Source organism: Vibrio sp. Isolate30 (genome assembly GCF_022397975.1).
Lineage (GTDB): Bacteria > Pseudomonadota > Gammaproteobacteria > Enterobacterales > Vibrionaceae > Vibrio > Vibrio fortis.
This window is the reverse complement of record NZ_JAKEUS010000006.1, coordinates 231,294-245,848: the sequence shown is the minus strand read 5'-3', so window position 1 is coordinate 245,848 and position 14,555 is coordinate 231,294. Positions and strand designations below refer to the sequence as shown.

Here is a 14,555-nt window from a genome sequence, read left to right as displayed (position 1 = left end):
GAGATGTTCCGTAAGCTTCTTGACGAAGGTCGTGCAGGTGAGAACGTTGGTGCACTTCTACGTGGTACTAAGCGTGACGAAGTTGAACGTGGTCAAGTACTATCTGCTAAAGGTTCTATCAACCCACACACTAAATTTGAGTCAGAGGTGTACGTACTTTCTAAAGATGAAGGCGGCCGTCACACTCCTTTCTTCAAAGGTTACCGTCCACAGTTCTACTTCCGTACAACTGACGTAACAGGCGACATCACTCTACCAGAAGGCGTAGAAATGGTAATGCCAGGTGATAACGTTCAAATGACTGTTGAGCTAATCGCTCCAATCGCAATGGACGAAGGCCTACGTTTCGCTATCCGTGAAGGTGGCCGTACTGTAGGTGCTGGTGTTGTAGCTAAAATCTTTGCATAAGATTTGACGAACCACTAGTAAAAAGGGCATCATTTGATGCCCTTTTTCTGCGCTAAAAAAAGAGTTGCGTGAAATCACAGCAACTTTGTCTCTTAGCAAAGAATAAAACGATCATTTTTGACTAAAATGACTGTTAGATGTGTTGTTCTGCAACGCAAAGGAATGTGCCCTGCAACAGCGGGGTTATTGTCGTCTATATTTAAGACTTATCACAGGTTGGTTTTATGAAAGCAAACGCTGAGACTCCTGATAGCTCAAGTGCAGCAGATACAATGAAGTGGATTGTCGCTTTTGTTCTGCTAGCCGCCGCTGTTGTGGGTAATTACCTGTATGGTGAATTATCAGTTGTAATTCGCGCTGCAGGTGTAGTTGTGCTGATTGCTGCCGCACTAGGCGTTGCAGCAACGACAACTAAAGGTAAAGCTGCGATCGAATTTGCAAAAGAATCTCGTATGGAGATTCGTAAAGTGGTTTGGCCTACTCGCCAAGAAACTATGCAAACAACATTGATCGTTCTAGCTGTAAGTATTGTTATGGCTCTAGCACTATGGGGCATTGACGGCATTATGGTTCGTCTTGTTGCCTTTGTGACTGGGGTATAGAGGGTTCTGATTCATGAGTGAAGCTCCAAAAAAACGTTGGTATGTAGTTCAAGCCTTCTCTGGCTTTGAAGGTCGTGTGGCTCAATCGCTACGCGAACATATTAAAATGCACAACATGGAAGAACTGTTTGGCGATGTGCTAGTACCTACTGAAGAAGTAGTGGAAATGCGCGCGGGTCAACGTCGTAAGAGTGAACGTAAATTCTTCCCTGGCTACGTATTAGTTCAGATGATCATGAATGACGAATCATGGCACTTAGTACGCAGCATTCCGCGTGTTATGGGCTTCATTGGTGGTACCTCTGATCGTCCTGCACCAATCACTGACAAAGAAGCTGATGCGATTCTGAACCGTCTAGAGAAAGCGAGCGAAGCTCCACGTCCTAAGACTATGTTCGAAGCTGGCGAAGTGGTTCGTGTGAACGATGGTCCATTTGCTGACTTCAACGGTACTGTTGAAGAAGTGGATTACGAGAAGAGCCGCATTAAGGTATCTGTATCGATCTTCGGTCGTGCAACACCTGTTGAGCTTGAATTTGGTCAGGTTGAGAAACTGGACTAAGACTCGAATAGTTGAACAAAGTTGTGGATAACTTATTGGCAACTTGTTCAAATTAAAAGAGTATAAAAAACCACCTTTTTAGGGTTGTTTAAGGCGCGAATTATGATTATAATTTCGCGCCTTTTTACTTCTGAGGAAGTAAAAAGCTTAATTGAAATTATGGGGAGCTTGCCTTACGGCTAGCGCATGTACCCAAATATTAGGAAATATCATGGCTAAGAAAGTTGAAGCTTATATCAAACTGCAAGTTGCAGCTGGTATGGCAAACCCGTCGCCACCGGTTGGTCCTGCTCTAGGTCAACACGGTGTTAACATCATGGAATTCTGTAAAGCGTTCAACGCAAAAACAGAATCTGTTGAGAAAGGTCTACCGACTCCAGTAGTTATTACTGTATACAACGACCGTTCTTTCACGTTCGTAACTAAGACTCCACCTGCTGCTGTTCTTCTTAAGAAAGCTGCTGGCGTTAAGTCTGGTTCAGGTCGTCCAAACACTGAAAAAGTGGGTACTGTAACTGACGCTCAAATCCAAGAAATCGCAGAAACTAAAGCTGCTGATATGACTGGTGCTGACATCGAAGCAATGAAGCGTTCAATCGCTGGTACTGCTCGTTCAATGGGCCTAGTGGTAGAGGGTTAATAAGATGGCAAAACTTACTAAGCGTATGCGCGTAATCCGCGAAAAAGTTGACGTAACTAAAGAGTACGAAATCAACGAAGCTGTTGCTCTTCTTAAAGAACTAGCTACTGCTAAATTCGTTGAGTCTGTTGATGTTGCTGTTAACCTAGGCATCGATGCTCGTAAATCTGACCAAAACGTACGTGGCGCTACTGTGCTACCTCACGGTACTGGCCGTGAAATCCGCGTTGCTGTGTTCACTCAAGGTGCAAACGCAGAAGCAGCTAAAGAAGCTGGCGCAGATGTTGTTGGTATGGAAGATCTTGCTGAGCAAGTGAAGAAAGGCGAAATGAACTTCGACGTAGTTGTTGCTTCTCCAGATGCAATGCGCGTTGTTGGTCAACTAGGTACTATCCTAGGTCCACGCGGCCTTATGCCAAACCCTAAAGTTGGTACTGTAACTCCTAACGTTGCTGAAGCTGTTAAGAACGCTAAAGCTGGTCAGGTTCGTTACCGTAACGACAAGAACGGCATCATCCACACTACTATCGGTAAAGCATCTTTTGAAGCTAACCAGATTCAAGAAAACCTTGAAGCTCTGCTAGTTGCTCTTAAGAAAGCTAAGCCTTCTTCAGCGAAAGGTACTTTCCTGAAGAAAGTAAGCATCTCTACTACTATGGGTGCTGGTGTTGCTGTTGATCAGGCTAGCCTGAACACTCAAGCAAACTAATTTGCTTAGGCGCAGATTTAGTGTATACTTCTGCGCCTAATATTTGTGGTTGGGTGATTTCTGAAGCAATTCAAATCATCTATCCCAAGACCGTAGGCGCTGTACTCTTCGGAGTTATAGCTTAATAAAACCTACGTAGGCGGTGCCTAATTTAAATGAAGTGATTCATGTTTATTAGCATCGTAAACGCTCATGACACACTGTGATGAGTGCTGTAATCACAACCAGAGGTTAATCCAAATGGCTTTAAATCTTCAAGACAAAAAAGCAATTGTTGCTGAAGTCAACGAAGCAGCTAATGGTGCACTTTCTGCAGTTGTAGCTGATTCTCGTGGCGTTGAAGTTGGCGCAATGACTTCTCTACGTAAACAAGCTCGCGAAGCGGGTGTTTACATGAAAGTTGTTCGTAACACACTAGCACGCCGTGCGGTTCAGGGTACAGACTACGAGTGTCTAGTTGACACTTTCACTGGTCCAACTCTGATCGCGTTCTCTAACGAGCACCCAGGTGCTGCAGCGCGTCTTTTCAAAGACTTCGCTAAAGAGAACAAAGATTTCGAGATCAAAGCTGCTGCATTTGAAGGCGCAGTTACTGATGCTGAAGTACTAGCGACACTACCAACTTACGACGAAGCAATCGCACGCCTAATGATGTGCATGAAAGAAGCTTCTGCTGGCAAGCTGGTTCGTACTATCGCTGCACTACGTGACCAAAAAGAAGAAGCTGCGGCATAAGCCTTGCTTTTCACTGGTTGCTAATTAAACTTATTGTTGACTTAAAAGAGAATTGTTATGTCTATTACTAACGAGCAAATCCTAGACGCAGTTGCAGAAATGTCTGTAATGCAAGTTGTTGAGCTTATCGAAGCTATGGAAGAGAAATTCGGCGTATCTGCTGCAGCTGCTGTTGTAGCTGGCGGCGCTGCTGGTGGCGAAGCTGCTGCTGAGCAAACTGAATTCGACGTTATCCTAACTTCTGCTGGTTCTAACAAAGTACAAGTTATCAAAGCTGTACGTGGCGCAACTGGCCTAGGTCTTAAAGAAGCTAAAGGTCTTGTAGACTCAGCTCCAGCACCTCTAAAAGAAGGCGTTGACAAAGCTGAAGCTGAAGCTCTTAAAGCACAGCTAGAAGAAGCAGGCGCTTCTGTTGAAGTTAAGTAATTATTACTTAATTTCTTAGCCTAACGGCTATTGGCTGGTGGTTAAATAACCACCGGCCTTTTTGCGCTGTAGGGCTATGACGAATTTTCCCGCTGTTTAAACGTCATAACCTGAGCAAAAAAACGATTACCTTTCCAAGATAGTCGTTCACTACAGTAAACAGCTGTTAGTCACTACCCCCTCCGAGGAGTGTTTCGGGTAGTTTGGGTCACTTATCAGCGAGCTGAGGAACCCCATGGTTTACTCTTATACCGAGAAAAAGCGCATCCGTAAGGACTTTGGTACTCGTCCACAAGTTTTGGACATTCCATACCTGTTATCGATCCAGCTTGATTCTTTCGACAAATTCATCGAACAGGATCCTGAAGGTCAATACGGTCTTGAGGCTGCTTTTCGTTCTGTATTCCCAATTCAGAGCTACAACGGCAATTCTGAGCTGCAATACGTTAGCTACCGTCTTGGTGAGCCAGTTTTTGACGTTAAAGAATGTCAAATCCGCGGTGTAACTTACTCAAAGCCACTACGCGTTAAACTACGTCTAGTTATCTTTGATAAAGATGCGCCAGCAGGTACTGTAAAAGACATTAAAGAACAAGAAGTCTACATGGGCGAAATTCCGCTTATGACAGACAATGGTACTTTCGTAATCAATGGTACCGAGAGGGTTATCGTATCCCAGCTGCACCGAAGCCCAGGCGTGTTCTTCGACAGTGATAAGGGTAAAACCCACTCATCAGGTAAAGTTCTTTATAACGCACGTGTAATTCCTTACCGTGGCTCATGGTTAGACTTTGAGTTCGATCCTAAGGACAACTTATTCGTACGTATCGACCGTCGTCGTAAGCTACCAGCTTCGATCATCCTTCGTGCACTAGGTAAATCGACAGAAGAGATCCTAGATCTGTTCTTCGAGAAAGTGAACTTCGAAGTGAAAGACCAAACTCTACTAATGGAGTTGGTTCCAGATCGTCTACGTGGTGAAACTGCGTCATTCGATATCGAAGCAGACGGTAAAGTTTACGTTGAAACTGGTCGTCGTGTTACTGCTCGTCACATCCGTCAACTTGAGAAAGATGGCGTTGAACACATCGAAGTACCAGTAGAGTACATCGTTGGTAAAGTTGCATCGAAAGATTACATCAACGAAGCAACTGGCGAGATCATTGTTGGTGCTAACCAAGAGATCAGCCTAGAGGCACTTGCTAACCTATCTCAAGCAGGTCACAAAGCTCTAGAAGTACTGTTCACGAATGACCTAGACCACGGTCCATTCATGTCAGACACTCTACGTGCAGACAGCACTGTAGATCGCATCTCTGCGCTTGTAGAAATCTACCGCATGATGCGCCCTGGCGAGCCACCAACAAAAGAAGCTGCAGAAGCTCTATTCGAAAGCCTATTCTTCTCTGAAGAACGCTACGACCTATCAACTGTAGGCCGTATGAAGTTCAACAGCTCTATCGAGCGTGAGGAAGAAGAAGAGCGCGGTACGCTAGACGAATCAGACATCATCGAAGTGATGAAGAAACTGATCGCTATCCGTAACGGTAAAGGTGAAGTTGATGATATCGACCACCTAGGTAACCGTCGTATCCGTTCAGTAGGTGAAATGGCAGAGAACCAATTCCGTGTTGGTCTAGTTCGTGTAGAACGTGCTGTTAAAGAGCGCCTAAGCCTTGGTGATCTTGATGCAATCATGCCTCAAGACCTAATCAACGCTAAGCCTATTTCTGCTGCTGTTAAAGAATTCTTTGGCTCTTCACAGCTTTCACAGTTCATGGACCAAAACAACCCATTGTCAGAAGTAACGCACAAGCGTCGTATTTCTGCTTTAGGTCCAGGTGGTCTAACTCGTGAACGCGCAGGCTTCGAAGTACGTGACGTACACGTAACTCACTACGGTCGTCTATGTCCGATCGAAACGCCTGAAGGTCCAAACATCGGTCTAATTAACTCGCTATCTGCATTCGCTCGTTGTAACGACTACGGTTTCCTAGAGACTCCGTACCGTCGCGTAGTAGATGGTGTTGTAACAGACGAAGTAGATTACCTATCTGCAATCCAAGAAGGTCAATTTGTAATCGCGCAGGCGAACACCGTTCTTACTGAAGAAGGTACGTTCGCAGATGAGCTAATCACTGCTCGTCAAAAAGGTGAATCTGGTCTTCACCCACGCGACCACGTTGACTACATGGACGTTGCGACAAACCAAGTAGTATCTATCGCTGCATCGCTTATCCCGTTCCTAGAACACGATGATGCGAACCGTGCATTGATGGGTGCGAACATGCAACGTCAAGCAGTTCCAACTCTAAAAGCTGATAAGCCTCTAGTTGGTACAGGTATCGAACGTAACATCGCAGTAGACTCTGGTGTAACAGCCGTAGCTAAACGTGGTGGTATGATTCAGTCTGTAGACGCTTCTCGTATCGTAGTTAAGGTTAATGAAGATGAGCTAGTACCTGGCGAAGCTGGTATCGACATCTACAACCTAACTAAGTACACGCGTTCTAACCAAAACACATGTATTAACCAACGTCCTACTGTGCTTCCAGGTGAACCTGTATCACGTGGCGACGTACTAGCTGACGGTCCTTCAACAGACCTTGGTGAGCTAGCTCTTGGTCAAAACATGCGTATCGCATTCATGCCTTGGAACGGCTACAACTTCGAAGACTCGATCTTAGTATCTGAGCGCGTAGTTCAAGAAGACCGTTTCACGACTATCCACATCCAAGAACTATCTTGTGTGGCTCGTGATACTAAGTTGGGCTCTGAAGAGATCACAGCTGATATTCCAAACGTAGGTGAATCTGCTCTGTCTAAACTAGACGAGTCAGGTATCGTTTACATTGGTGCTGAAGTTAAGGGTGGCGACATCCTAGTTGGTAAAGTAACACCTAAAGGTGAAACTCAACTGACTCCTGAAGAGAAGCTACTACGTGCGATCTTCGGTGAGAAAGCATCAGATGTTAAAGATACTTCTCTACGCGTACCAAACTCTGTTTCAGGTACGATCATCGATGTACAAGTCTTCACTCGCGATGGCGTAGAGAAAGACAAGCGTGCACTTGAAATCGAACAGATGCAGCTGAAAGAAGCTAAGAAAGACCTAACTGAAGAGTTCCAAATTCTTGAGGGTGGCCTTCTTAACCGTGTTAAAGCTGTTCTTCTGTCTGGTGGTTACTCTGAAGCTAAGCTTGATGCAATCGGCCGTAAAAAATGGCTAGAGCAAGCACTAGAAGACGACGCGCTACAATCACAGCTTGAGCAACTTGCTGAGCAGTGGGATGAGCTAAAAGCTGACTTCGATAAGAAGTTTGAAACTAAGCGTCGTAAGATCACTCAAGGTGATGATCTAGCGCCTGGCGTACTGAAGATTGTTAAGGTTTACCTAGCAGTTAAACGTCGCATCCAGCCTGGTGATAAGATGGCGGGTCGTCACGGTAACAAAGGTGTAATCTCTAAGATTAACCCTGTTGAAGACATGCCATACGATGAGAAAGGTCAACCTGTCGACATCGTACTAAACCCACTGGGTGTACCATCGCGTATGAACATCGGTCAGATCCTAGAAGTACACTTAGGTCTGGCTGCTAAAGGTATCGGTGACAAGATCAACCAAATGGTTAAGGAACAACAAGAACTGCACAAGTTCCGTGAGTTCCTACAGAAGGTTTACGATCTTGGTGATACTCGTCAGAAAGTCGACATTGCTGAACTGTCTGATGATCAAGTTCGTACTCTGATCAAGAACCTACGTGGCGGTCTACCGATTGCTACTCCTGTGTTCGACGGTGCTTCTGAAGCGTTAATCAAAGAACTACTTAAACTTGGTGACCTACCAGAATCTGGTCAGCTAACTCTGTTTGATGGTCGTACTGGTGATGCGTTTGAGCGTCCTGTAACTGTTGGTTACATGTACATGCTGAAACTAAACCACCTTGTTGATGACAAGATGCACGCTCGTTCAACTGGTTCTTACAGCCTAGTAACTCAGCAACCACTTGGTGGTAAAGCTCAGTTCGGTGGTCAGCGTTTCGGTGAGATGGAAGTATGGGCACTAGAAGCATACGGTGCTGCTTACACGCTTCAAGAAATGCTAACAGTTAAGTCGGATGACGTTAACGGCCGTACTAAGATGTATAAGAACATCGTAGATGGCAACCATAGCATGGAACCTGGCATGCCAGAATCGTTCAACGTATTGTTGAAAGAGATCCGCTCGCTAGGTATTAACATCGAGCTAGAAGACGAAGAGTAATCCCCACGGGATTATTGGTAGAAGGTGCTCACTTTTGCGGGTGAGCTCCTTTTAACTCCTTACAGGAGCTGATTGTGAAAGACTTATTAAACTTTCTAAAAGCGCAGCATAAGACCGAAGAATTTGATGCAATCAAAATCGGTCTATCTTCACCAGACATGATCCGTTCATGGTCTTTCGGTGAAGTTAAAAAACCTGAGACGATCAACTATCGTACGTTCAAACCTGAGCGCGATGGTCTGTTCTGTGCGCGTATCTTTGGTCCAGTTAAAGACTACGAATGTCTTTGTGGCAAATACAAGCGTCTGAAACACCGTGGTGTTATCTGTGAGAAGTGTGGCGTAGAAGTTACACAAACTAAAGTTCGTCGTGACCGTATGGGCCACATCGAGCTTGCTTCACCAGTTGCTCACATCTGGTTCCTAAAATCGCTACCGTCTCGTATCGGTCTATTAATGGATATCCCTCTACGTGATATCGAACGTGTTCTTTACTTCGAAATGTACGTAGTAACTGAACCAGGTATGACTGATCTAGAAAAATCTCAGATGCTTACTGAAGAAGAGTATCTGGATCGTCTAGAAGAGTGGGGTGATGAATTCACTGCTAAGATGGGTGCAGAAGCGATCAAAGATCTGCTTGCAACAATGGACCTTCATCAAGAAGTGGAAGAAATGCGCGAAGAGTTGGAAACAACTAACTCTGAAACTAAGCGTAAGAAGATCACTAAGCGCCTGAAGCTAGTTGAAGCGTTCATTGCATCGGGTAACGATCCGCAATGGATGATTCTGACTGTACTTCCGGTTCTTCCGCCAGATCTGCGTCCTCTAGTACCTCTAGATGGCGGTCGTTTTGCGACTTCAGATCTGAACGACCTTTACCGTCGTGTGATCAACCGTAACAACCGTTTGAAGCGTCTTCTAGAGCTAGCGGCTCCAGACATCATCGTACGTAACGAAAAGCGTATGCTGCAAGAGTCTGTTGATGCCCTTCTAGATAACGGTCGTCGCGGTCGTGCAATCACTGGTTCGAACAAGCGTCCTCTGAAATCTCTTGCTGATATGATCAAGGGTAAACAAGGTCGTTTCCGTCAGAACCTTCTAGGTAAACGTGTAGACTACTCTGGCCGTTCTGTAATCACAGTAGGTCCATACCTTCGTCTACATCAGTGTGGTCTTCCTAAGAAGATGGCACTTGAGCTATTTAAGCCGTTCATCTACAGCAAGCTTGAGACTCGTGGCATGGCTACGACAATCAAAGCTGCTAAGAAGATGGTAGAGCGCGAAGAAGCTATCGTTTGGGATATCCTAGACGAAGTAATCCGCGAACACCCAGTACTGCTTAACCGTGCACCTACACTTCACCGTCTAGGTATCCAAGCGTTTGAACCAGTACTAATCGAAGGTAAAGCGATCCAGCTTCACCCACTAGTGTGTGCGGCATACAACGCCGACTTCGATGGTGACCAAATGGCGGTACACGTGCCTCTAACTCTAGAAGCACAGCTTGAAGCACGTACACTGATGATGTCGACAAACAACATTCTGTCGCCAGCGTCAGGTGATCCGATCATCGTACCTTCTCAGGACGTTGTATTGGGTCTTTACTACATGACTCGTGACAAGATCAACGTGAAAGGCGAAGGTATGTACCTTGCTGGCCCTGCAGAGGCTGAGAAGGCATACCGTACTAAGACTGCTGAGCTACACGCTCGCGTTAAAGTTCGTATCACTGAGACTGTTAAAGACGAAGATGGTAACAGCACAACTGAAACGAAGATGGTTGATACAACTGTCGGCCGTGCAATGCTATGGCAAATCGTTCCAGCGGGCCTACCGTTCAGCCTAGTTAACCAAAAGCTTGGTAAGAAACAGATTTCTAACCTGCTTAACGAGGCATACCGTAAGCTTGGCCTGAAAGACACTGTAGTCTTTGCTGACCAAATCATGTACGCAGGTTTTGCATACGCAGCACTTTCTGGTGTTTCTGTAGGTATCAACGACATGGTTGTACCTCAAGCGAAATACGATGAGATCGAATCTGCTGAAGAAGAAGTTCGCGAAATCCAAGAGCAATTCCAATCTGGTCTTGTTACTGCGGGTGAGCGTTACAACAAAGTTATCGATATCTGGGCGTCTACGAACGACCGCGTTGCGAAAGCGATGATGGATAACCTATCTTCTGAAACTGTTATTAACCGTGACGGTGAAGAAGAGCAGCAAGAATCGTTCAACAGCATCTACATGATGGCCGACTCGGGCGCTCGTGGTTCTGCAGCTCAGATTCGTCAGCTAGCAGGTATGCGTGGTCTAATGGCACGTCCAGATGGCTCAATCATCGAGACACCGATCACTGCGAACTTTAAAGAAGGTCTAAACGTACTTCAGTACTTTATCTCAACGCACGGTGCTCGTAAGGGTCTTGCGGATACTGCACTGAAAACAGCGAACTCGGGTTACCTAACTCGTCGTCTAGTAGACGTTGCTCAAGACGTTGTAGTACACGAACATGACTGTGGCACGCACGAAGGTATCGACATGATGCCTCACATCGAAGGTGGTGACGTTAAAGTTGCACTTTCTGAGCTTGCTCTAGGTCGTGTAGTAGCTGAAGACGTTCTTAAGCCTGGTTCTGAAGATGTTCTAATTCCACGTAATACTCTGATTGATGAGAAGTGGTGTCAGATCATGGAAGACAACTCTGTAGACAGCATCAAAGTGCGTTCAGTTGTAACGTGTGACGCTGACTTCGGTTGTTGTGCACAGTGTTACGGTCGTGACCTAGCACGTGGTCACCTAGTGAACCAAGGTGAAGCAGTTGGTGTTATCGCTGCACAATCTATCGGTGAACCGGGTACACAGCTAACGATGCGTACGTTCCACATCGGTGGTGCGGCATCTACTGCAGCAGCAGAGAACAGCATCCAAGCTAAGACTACAGGTACGGTTAAGCTACACAACGCTAAATTCGTTATCAACAAAGACAATAAGCTTGTAATCACTTCTCGTGCATCTGAACTAACCATCGTTGATGAGTTCGGTCGTACGAAAGAGAAGCACAAACTTCCTTACGGTTCTACGCTGACTAAAGGTCACGAAGATTCAGTTGATGCGGGTGAAGTAGTAGCTAACTGGGAAGCGCACACTATGCCAATCATCACTGAAGTGGCAGGTCGCATCCAGTTCGTAGACATGATCGATGGCGTAACAGTTTCTCGTCAGACAGATGACCTAACAGGTCTATCTTCTTCTGAGGTAACTGATGCAGCAGCGCGTCCAGCAGCAGGTAAAGATATGCGTCCAGCTATCAAACTTGTTGATGCAGCAGGCAACGACGTAATGATCCCTGGTACTGATATGCCAGCTCACTACTTCCTACCTGGTAAAGCGATTGTAAACATCGAAGATGGCGCAGAAGTTGGCATTGGTGACACTCTTGCACGTATCCCTCAGAAATCTGGCGGTAACAAAGATATCACCGGTGGTCTACCACGCGTAGCAGACCTATTCGAAGCTCGTAAGCCTAAAGAGCCTGCGATCCTTGCTGAGCACACAGGTACTGTGTCTTTCGGTAAAGAAACGAAAGGTAAGCGTCGTCTAGTTATCACTCGCGAGGGTGGCGAAACTTACGAAGAGATGATTCCTAAGCATCGTCAACTGAACGTGTTTGAAGGTGAGAAGATTGAACGTGGTGATGTAATCGCTGACGGTCCAGAAACTCCACATGACATCCTACGTCTACGTGGTATTCACGCTGTGACTCAGTACATCGCGAACGAAGTTCAAGAAGTTTACCGTCTACAAGGCGTAAAGATTAACGATAAGCACATCGAGACTATCGTTCGTCAAATGCTACGTAAGTGTACAATCACGCACGCAGGTGACTCTGAGTTCCTACCTGGCGAGCAAGTTGAATACTCACAAGTTAAAATTGCTAACCGCGCTCTAGAAGCGGAAGGTAAAGAACTAGTACGCTTCGAGCGCGAACTACTAGGTATTACTAAAGCATCTCTAGCGACTGAGTCGTTCATCTCTGCGGCATCGTTCCAGGAGACAACTCGCGTACTAACAGAAGCTGCGGTTTCTGGTAAGCGTGATGACCTACGTGGTCTGAAAGAGAACGTTATTGTTGGTCGTCTGATCCCAGCTGGTACTGGTTTCGCATACCACCAAGAGCGTCAAGCTAAGCGCGAAGAAGAGCAAGAAGGTCCTTCAGCTGAACAAGCTACTGACAACCTAGCTGCACTTCTAAATGCAGGCTTCTCTTCTGACGAGTAATCGTTAAGAGCTTAAAAGAAAAGGCACCCTCGGGTGCCTTTTTTGTTTTCTGGCGCTTGTTTCTGGTGAAGGGAAGGTGTGATTCCATAGAGTGCCGAAGGCGCCAGTAGGACATTTTTGATTTATTTTGTGAGGTCTGGTCGAGCCTCTCTTCTGGGGATGATGCTGTGGAGCCAAAGTCTGGGTTTTGACTTACCTTTCCCCAGCTAATGACTGTTCTAAAAACGCAAAAGGGCTGACGAATAAACGCCAACCCTCACTGTTTCATCTTCTTATCACTTCTTGCTTAAGCGCCAGGCGGAATCGCTAAACTGTCGGCAATAAGCTGGATAAGGTGATCTTCCACTTCAAAACGCACTTCGAGCAGTTCACCAACTTTCGACATGTCTGTTTCGAAATTTGGCAACTCATCGTCTGCACTTACTTTAACGTATTTATCATTGAACTCTAGCAGTGGCTCGGTGGTGAGTACGATCTTCGCGTAAGTTGTGTCGATTTCGTCGTTGGTTTTAAAACCAGTCGCTTGCCATTTTTCCATGACCATGTCGTAGATCTTAAAATGACCTTCCGAGATATAATCAACAACGTGATCGCAGAATGAGCTGATTTCTTTAGGAGAAGGGAGTTCAACAACGTTTGATTGCCCGTTAGCTGGCTGAAGGGTACCTAGCTTGCAATATTCGACGATTAGAGACTGTCGAGTTTCGAGCCAATGATCGATGACCTCATTCGAGCCACCCCATTGTTCTTGTACTTGTTTAAATTTATTTAGCATGACCATGTCCTCATGATCTGATCACAACCTTGTGATCATGATAAGTGCTTAAGTAGGGGTCCATTTGTTATACGCTACTAAAAGTAATAGCCTGAATTAATATCGGCTACAACTCTAGTATGAAATTAGATTGCCAGTAAAATGAACGAACTGCAAGCAATGAGGCATAGGGATGTTAAAAAAAAGTGACGGTAAGATGACTGACAAAGCTTACTGGTGTGTGGTCTCGGGAAGCGATATTTGGACCCTAGAAGGTCGTCTACCTCTTGGTACTGCTGTGGAATTCGAACTCAATACTGAACACGCGATATGTATTGGCCAGTATCAAAATCACAATGTTTATTGGCTAAATGATTCTGACAGCGAACTTCAATTTGAAATGCAAAGCCTGCGTGAACTGCTGCACTGGCCCGAAGCGCTATTCTTGTTGGCGAGTAAGGCGATTCAGTATGGCCACATGAGCCAAAGCATGCGTTTTTGCCCACAATGTGGCGGACGTAACCACCTCAATCACAATCAAGTTGCGATGCAATGCGGTGATTGCCGTACGTTGCATTATCCAAGAATCTTTCCATGCATCATTGTCGCTGTAAGACACGACAATAAGATTTTGCTTGCTCAGCACCCAAGGCACAAAACCGGGATGTATACGGTGATAGCGGGCTTCCTAGAGGTCGGAGAGACACTTGAACAGTGTGTTGCTCGTGAAGTGAAAGAAGAAACGGGTATTGGTGTCACGAACATTCGCTACTTTGGCAGCCAACCTTGGGCTTTCCCTTCCAGTATGATGATGGGCTTTCTTGCTGATTATGCTGGTGGCGTGTTGAAGCCAGACTATAGCGAACTGTCTGATGCTCAATGGTTTACGAAAAACATGATGCCAGAAGTTGCGCCGAAAGGGACAATAGCAAGAGCACTGATAGAGCAGACACTTGAAGACATTGGTGCGGATTAAGCTTGTCTGAAAAGGGGGGGGGGGTGGCCTATAGGAGTATTTGGCCTATGGGTGGTCAAATACCTAAAAAAAACCCTCCACAAGTGGAGGGGGTAAGTAAGATGTCGTTATGAGATGCTGAGTTGTAGGAACTCAGTGTTATAATTGTAATTTTCGCTAGCGAACAAATTTTTAACATGTGCCTACGATTGGGTGCAAATTA

10 protein-coding genes and 1 pseudogene are annotated in these 14,555 nt (G+C 45.7%); 10 read left to right on the top strand and 1 reads right to left on the bottom strand.

The genetic code is table 11. From position 1 onward, the window contains the following. The 9 genes and pseudogenes from tuf to rpoC all read left to right on the top strand — a co-directional run. Window positions 1-408: pseudogene (gene tuf, locus L1D60_RS15985) on the top strand (elongation factor Tu); the annotation flags it as partial. Between the two features lie 224 nt (window positions 409-632). After that, window positions 633-1,010, top strand: a complete 378-nt coding sequence (gene secE, locus L1D60_RS15980) for a preprotein translocase subunit SecE (protein WP_032549907.1) — start codon at window positions 633-635, stop codon at window positions 1,008-1,010. A gap of 13 nt (window positions 1,011-1,023) precedes the next feature. Then, a complete protein-coding gene (gene nusG / locus L1D60_RS15975; protein ID WP_032549909.1) occupies window positions 1,024-1,572 on the top strand; it encodes a transcription termination/antitermination protein NusG in 549 nt (182 codons plus the stop codon). A gap of 211 nt (window positions 1,573-1,783) precedes the next feature. Then, window positions 1,784-2,212 (top strand): 50S ribosomal protein L11, encoded by a 429-nt coding sequence (gene rplK, locus L1D60_RS15970; RefSeq protein ID WP_026084318.1) that lies wholly within the window; start codon window positions 1,784-1,786, stop codon window positions 2,210-2,212. A gap of 4 nt (window positions 2,213-2,216) precedes the next feature. After that, window positions 2,217-2,921: a 50S ribosomal protein L1 gene (rplA, locus tag L1D60_RS15965; protein ID WP_032549910.1), complete on the top strand. Its 705-nt coding sequence runs from the start codon at window positions 2,217-2,219 to the stop codon at window positions 2,919-2,921. Window positions 2,922-3,161: 240 nt separating this feature from the next. Beyond that, window positions 3,162-3,656 (top strand): 50S ribosomal protein L10, encoded by a 495-nt coding sequence (rplJ, locus tag L1D60_RS15960; RefSeq protein WP_150893166.1) that lies wholly within the window; start codon window positions 3,162-3,164, stop codon window positions 3,654-3,656. A 57-nt stretch (window positions 3,657-3,713) separates the two neighbouring features. Beyond that, on the top strand, window positions 3,714-4,082 hold the full coding sequence (rplL, locus tag L1D60_RS15955) for a 50S ribosomal protein L7/L12 (protein WP_063524626.1): 369 nt from the start codon (window positions 3,714-3,716) through the stop codon (window positions 4,080-4,082). A 235-nt stretch (window positions 4,083-4,317) separates the two neighbouring features. After that, window positions 4,318-8,346: a DNA-directed RNA polymerase subunit beta gene (gene rpoB, locus L1D60_RS15950; RefSeq protein ID WP_239841983.1), complete on the top strand. Its 4,029-nt coding sequence runs from the start codon at window positions 4,318-4,320 to the stop codon at window positions 8,344-8,346. A gap of 74 nt (window positions 8,347-8,420) precedes the next feature. Then, entirely contained in the window at window positions 8,421-12,623 is a 4,203-nt protein-coding gene (gene rpoC / locus L1D60_RS15945; protein ID WP_239841982.1) for a DNA-directed RNA polymerase subunit beta', read from the top strand. Between the two features lie 286 nt (window positions 12,624-12,909). On the opposite strand, the gene rsd is transcribed toward rpoC, so the two are convergent. Beyond that, complete coding sequence (gene rsd, locus L1D60_RS15940; protein WP_239841981.1) at window positions 12,910-13,404, bottom strand: sigma D regulator; 495 nt, start codon at window positions 13,402-13,404, stop codon at window positions 12,910-12,912. A 166-nt stretch (window positions 13,405-13,570) separates the two neighbouring features. Between rsd and nudC the strand changes: the two genes are divergently transcribed. Beyond that, window positions 13,571-14,353: an NAD(+) diphosphatase gene (gene nudC / locus L1D60_RS15935; protein WP_239841980.1), complete on the top strand. Its 783-nt coding sequence runs from the start codon at window positions 13,571-13,573 to the stop codon at window positions 14,351-14,353. Window positions 14,354-14,555: the final 202 nt, after the last annotated feature.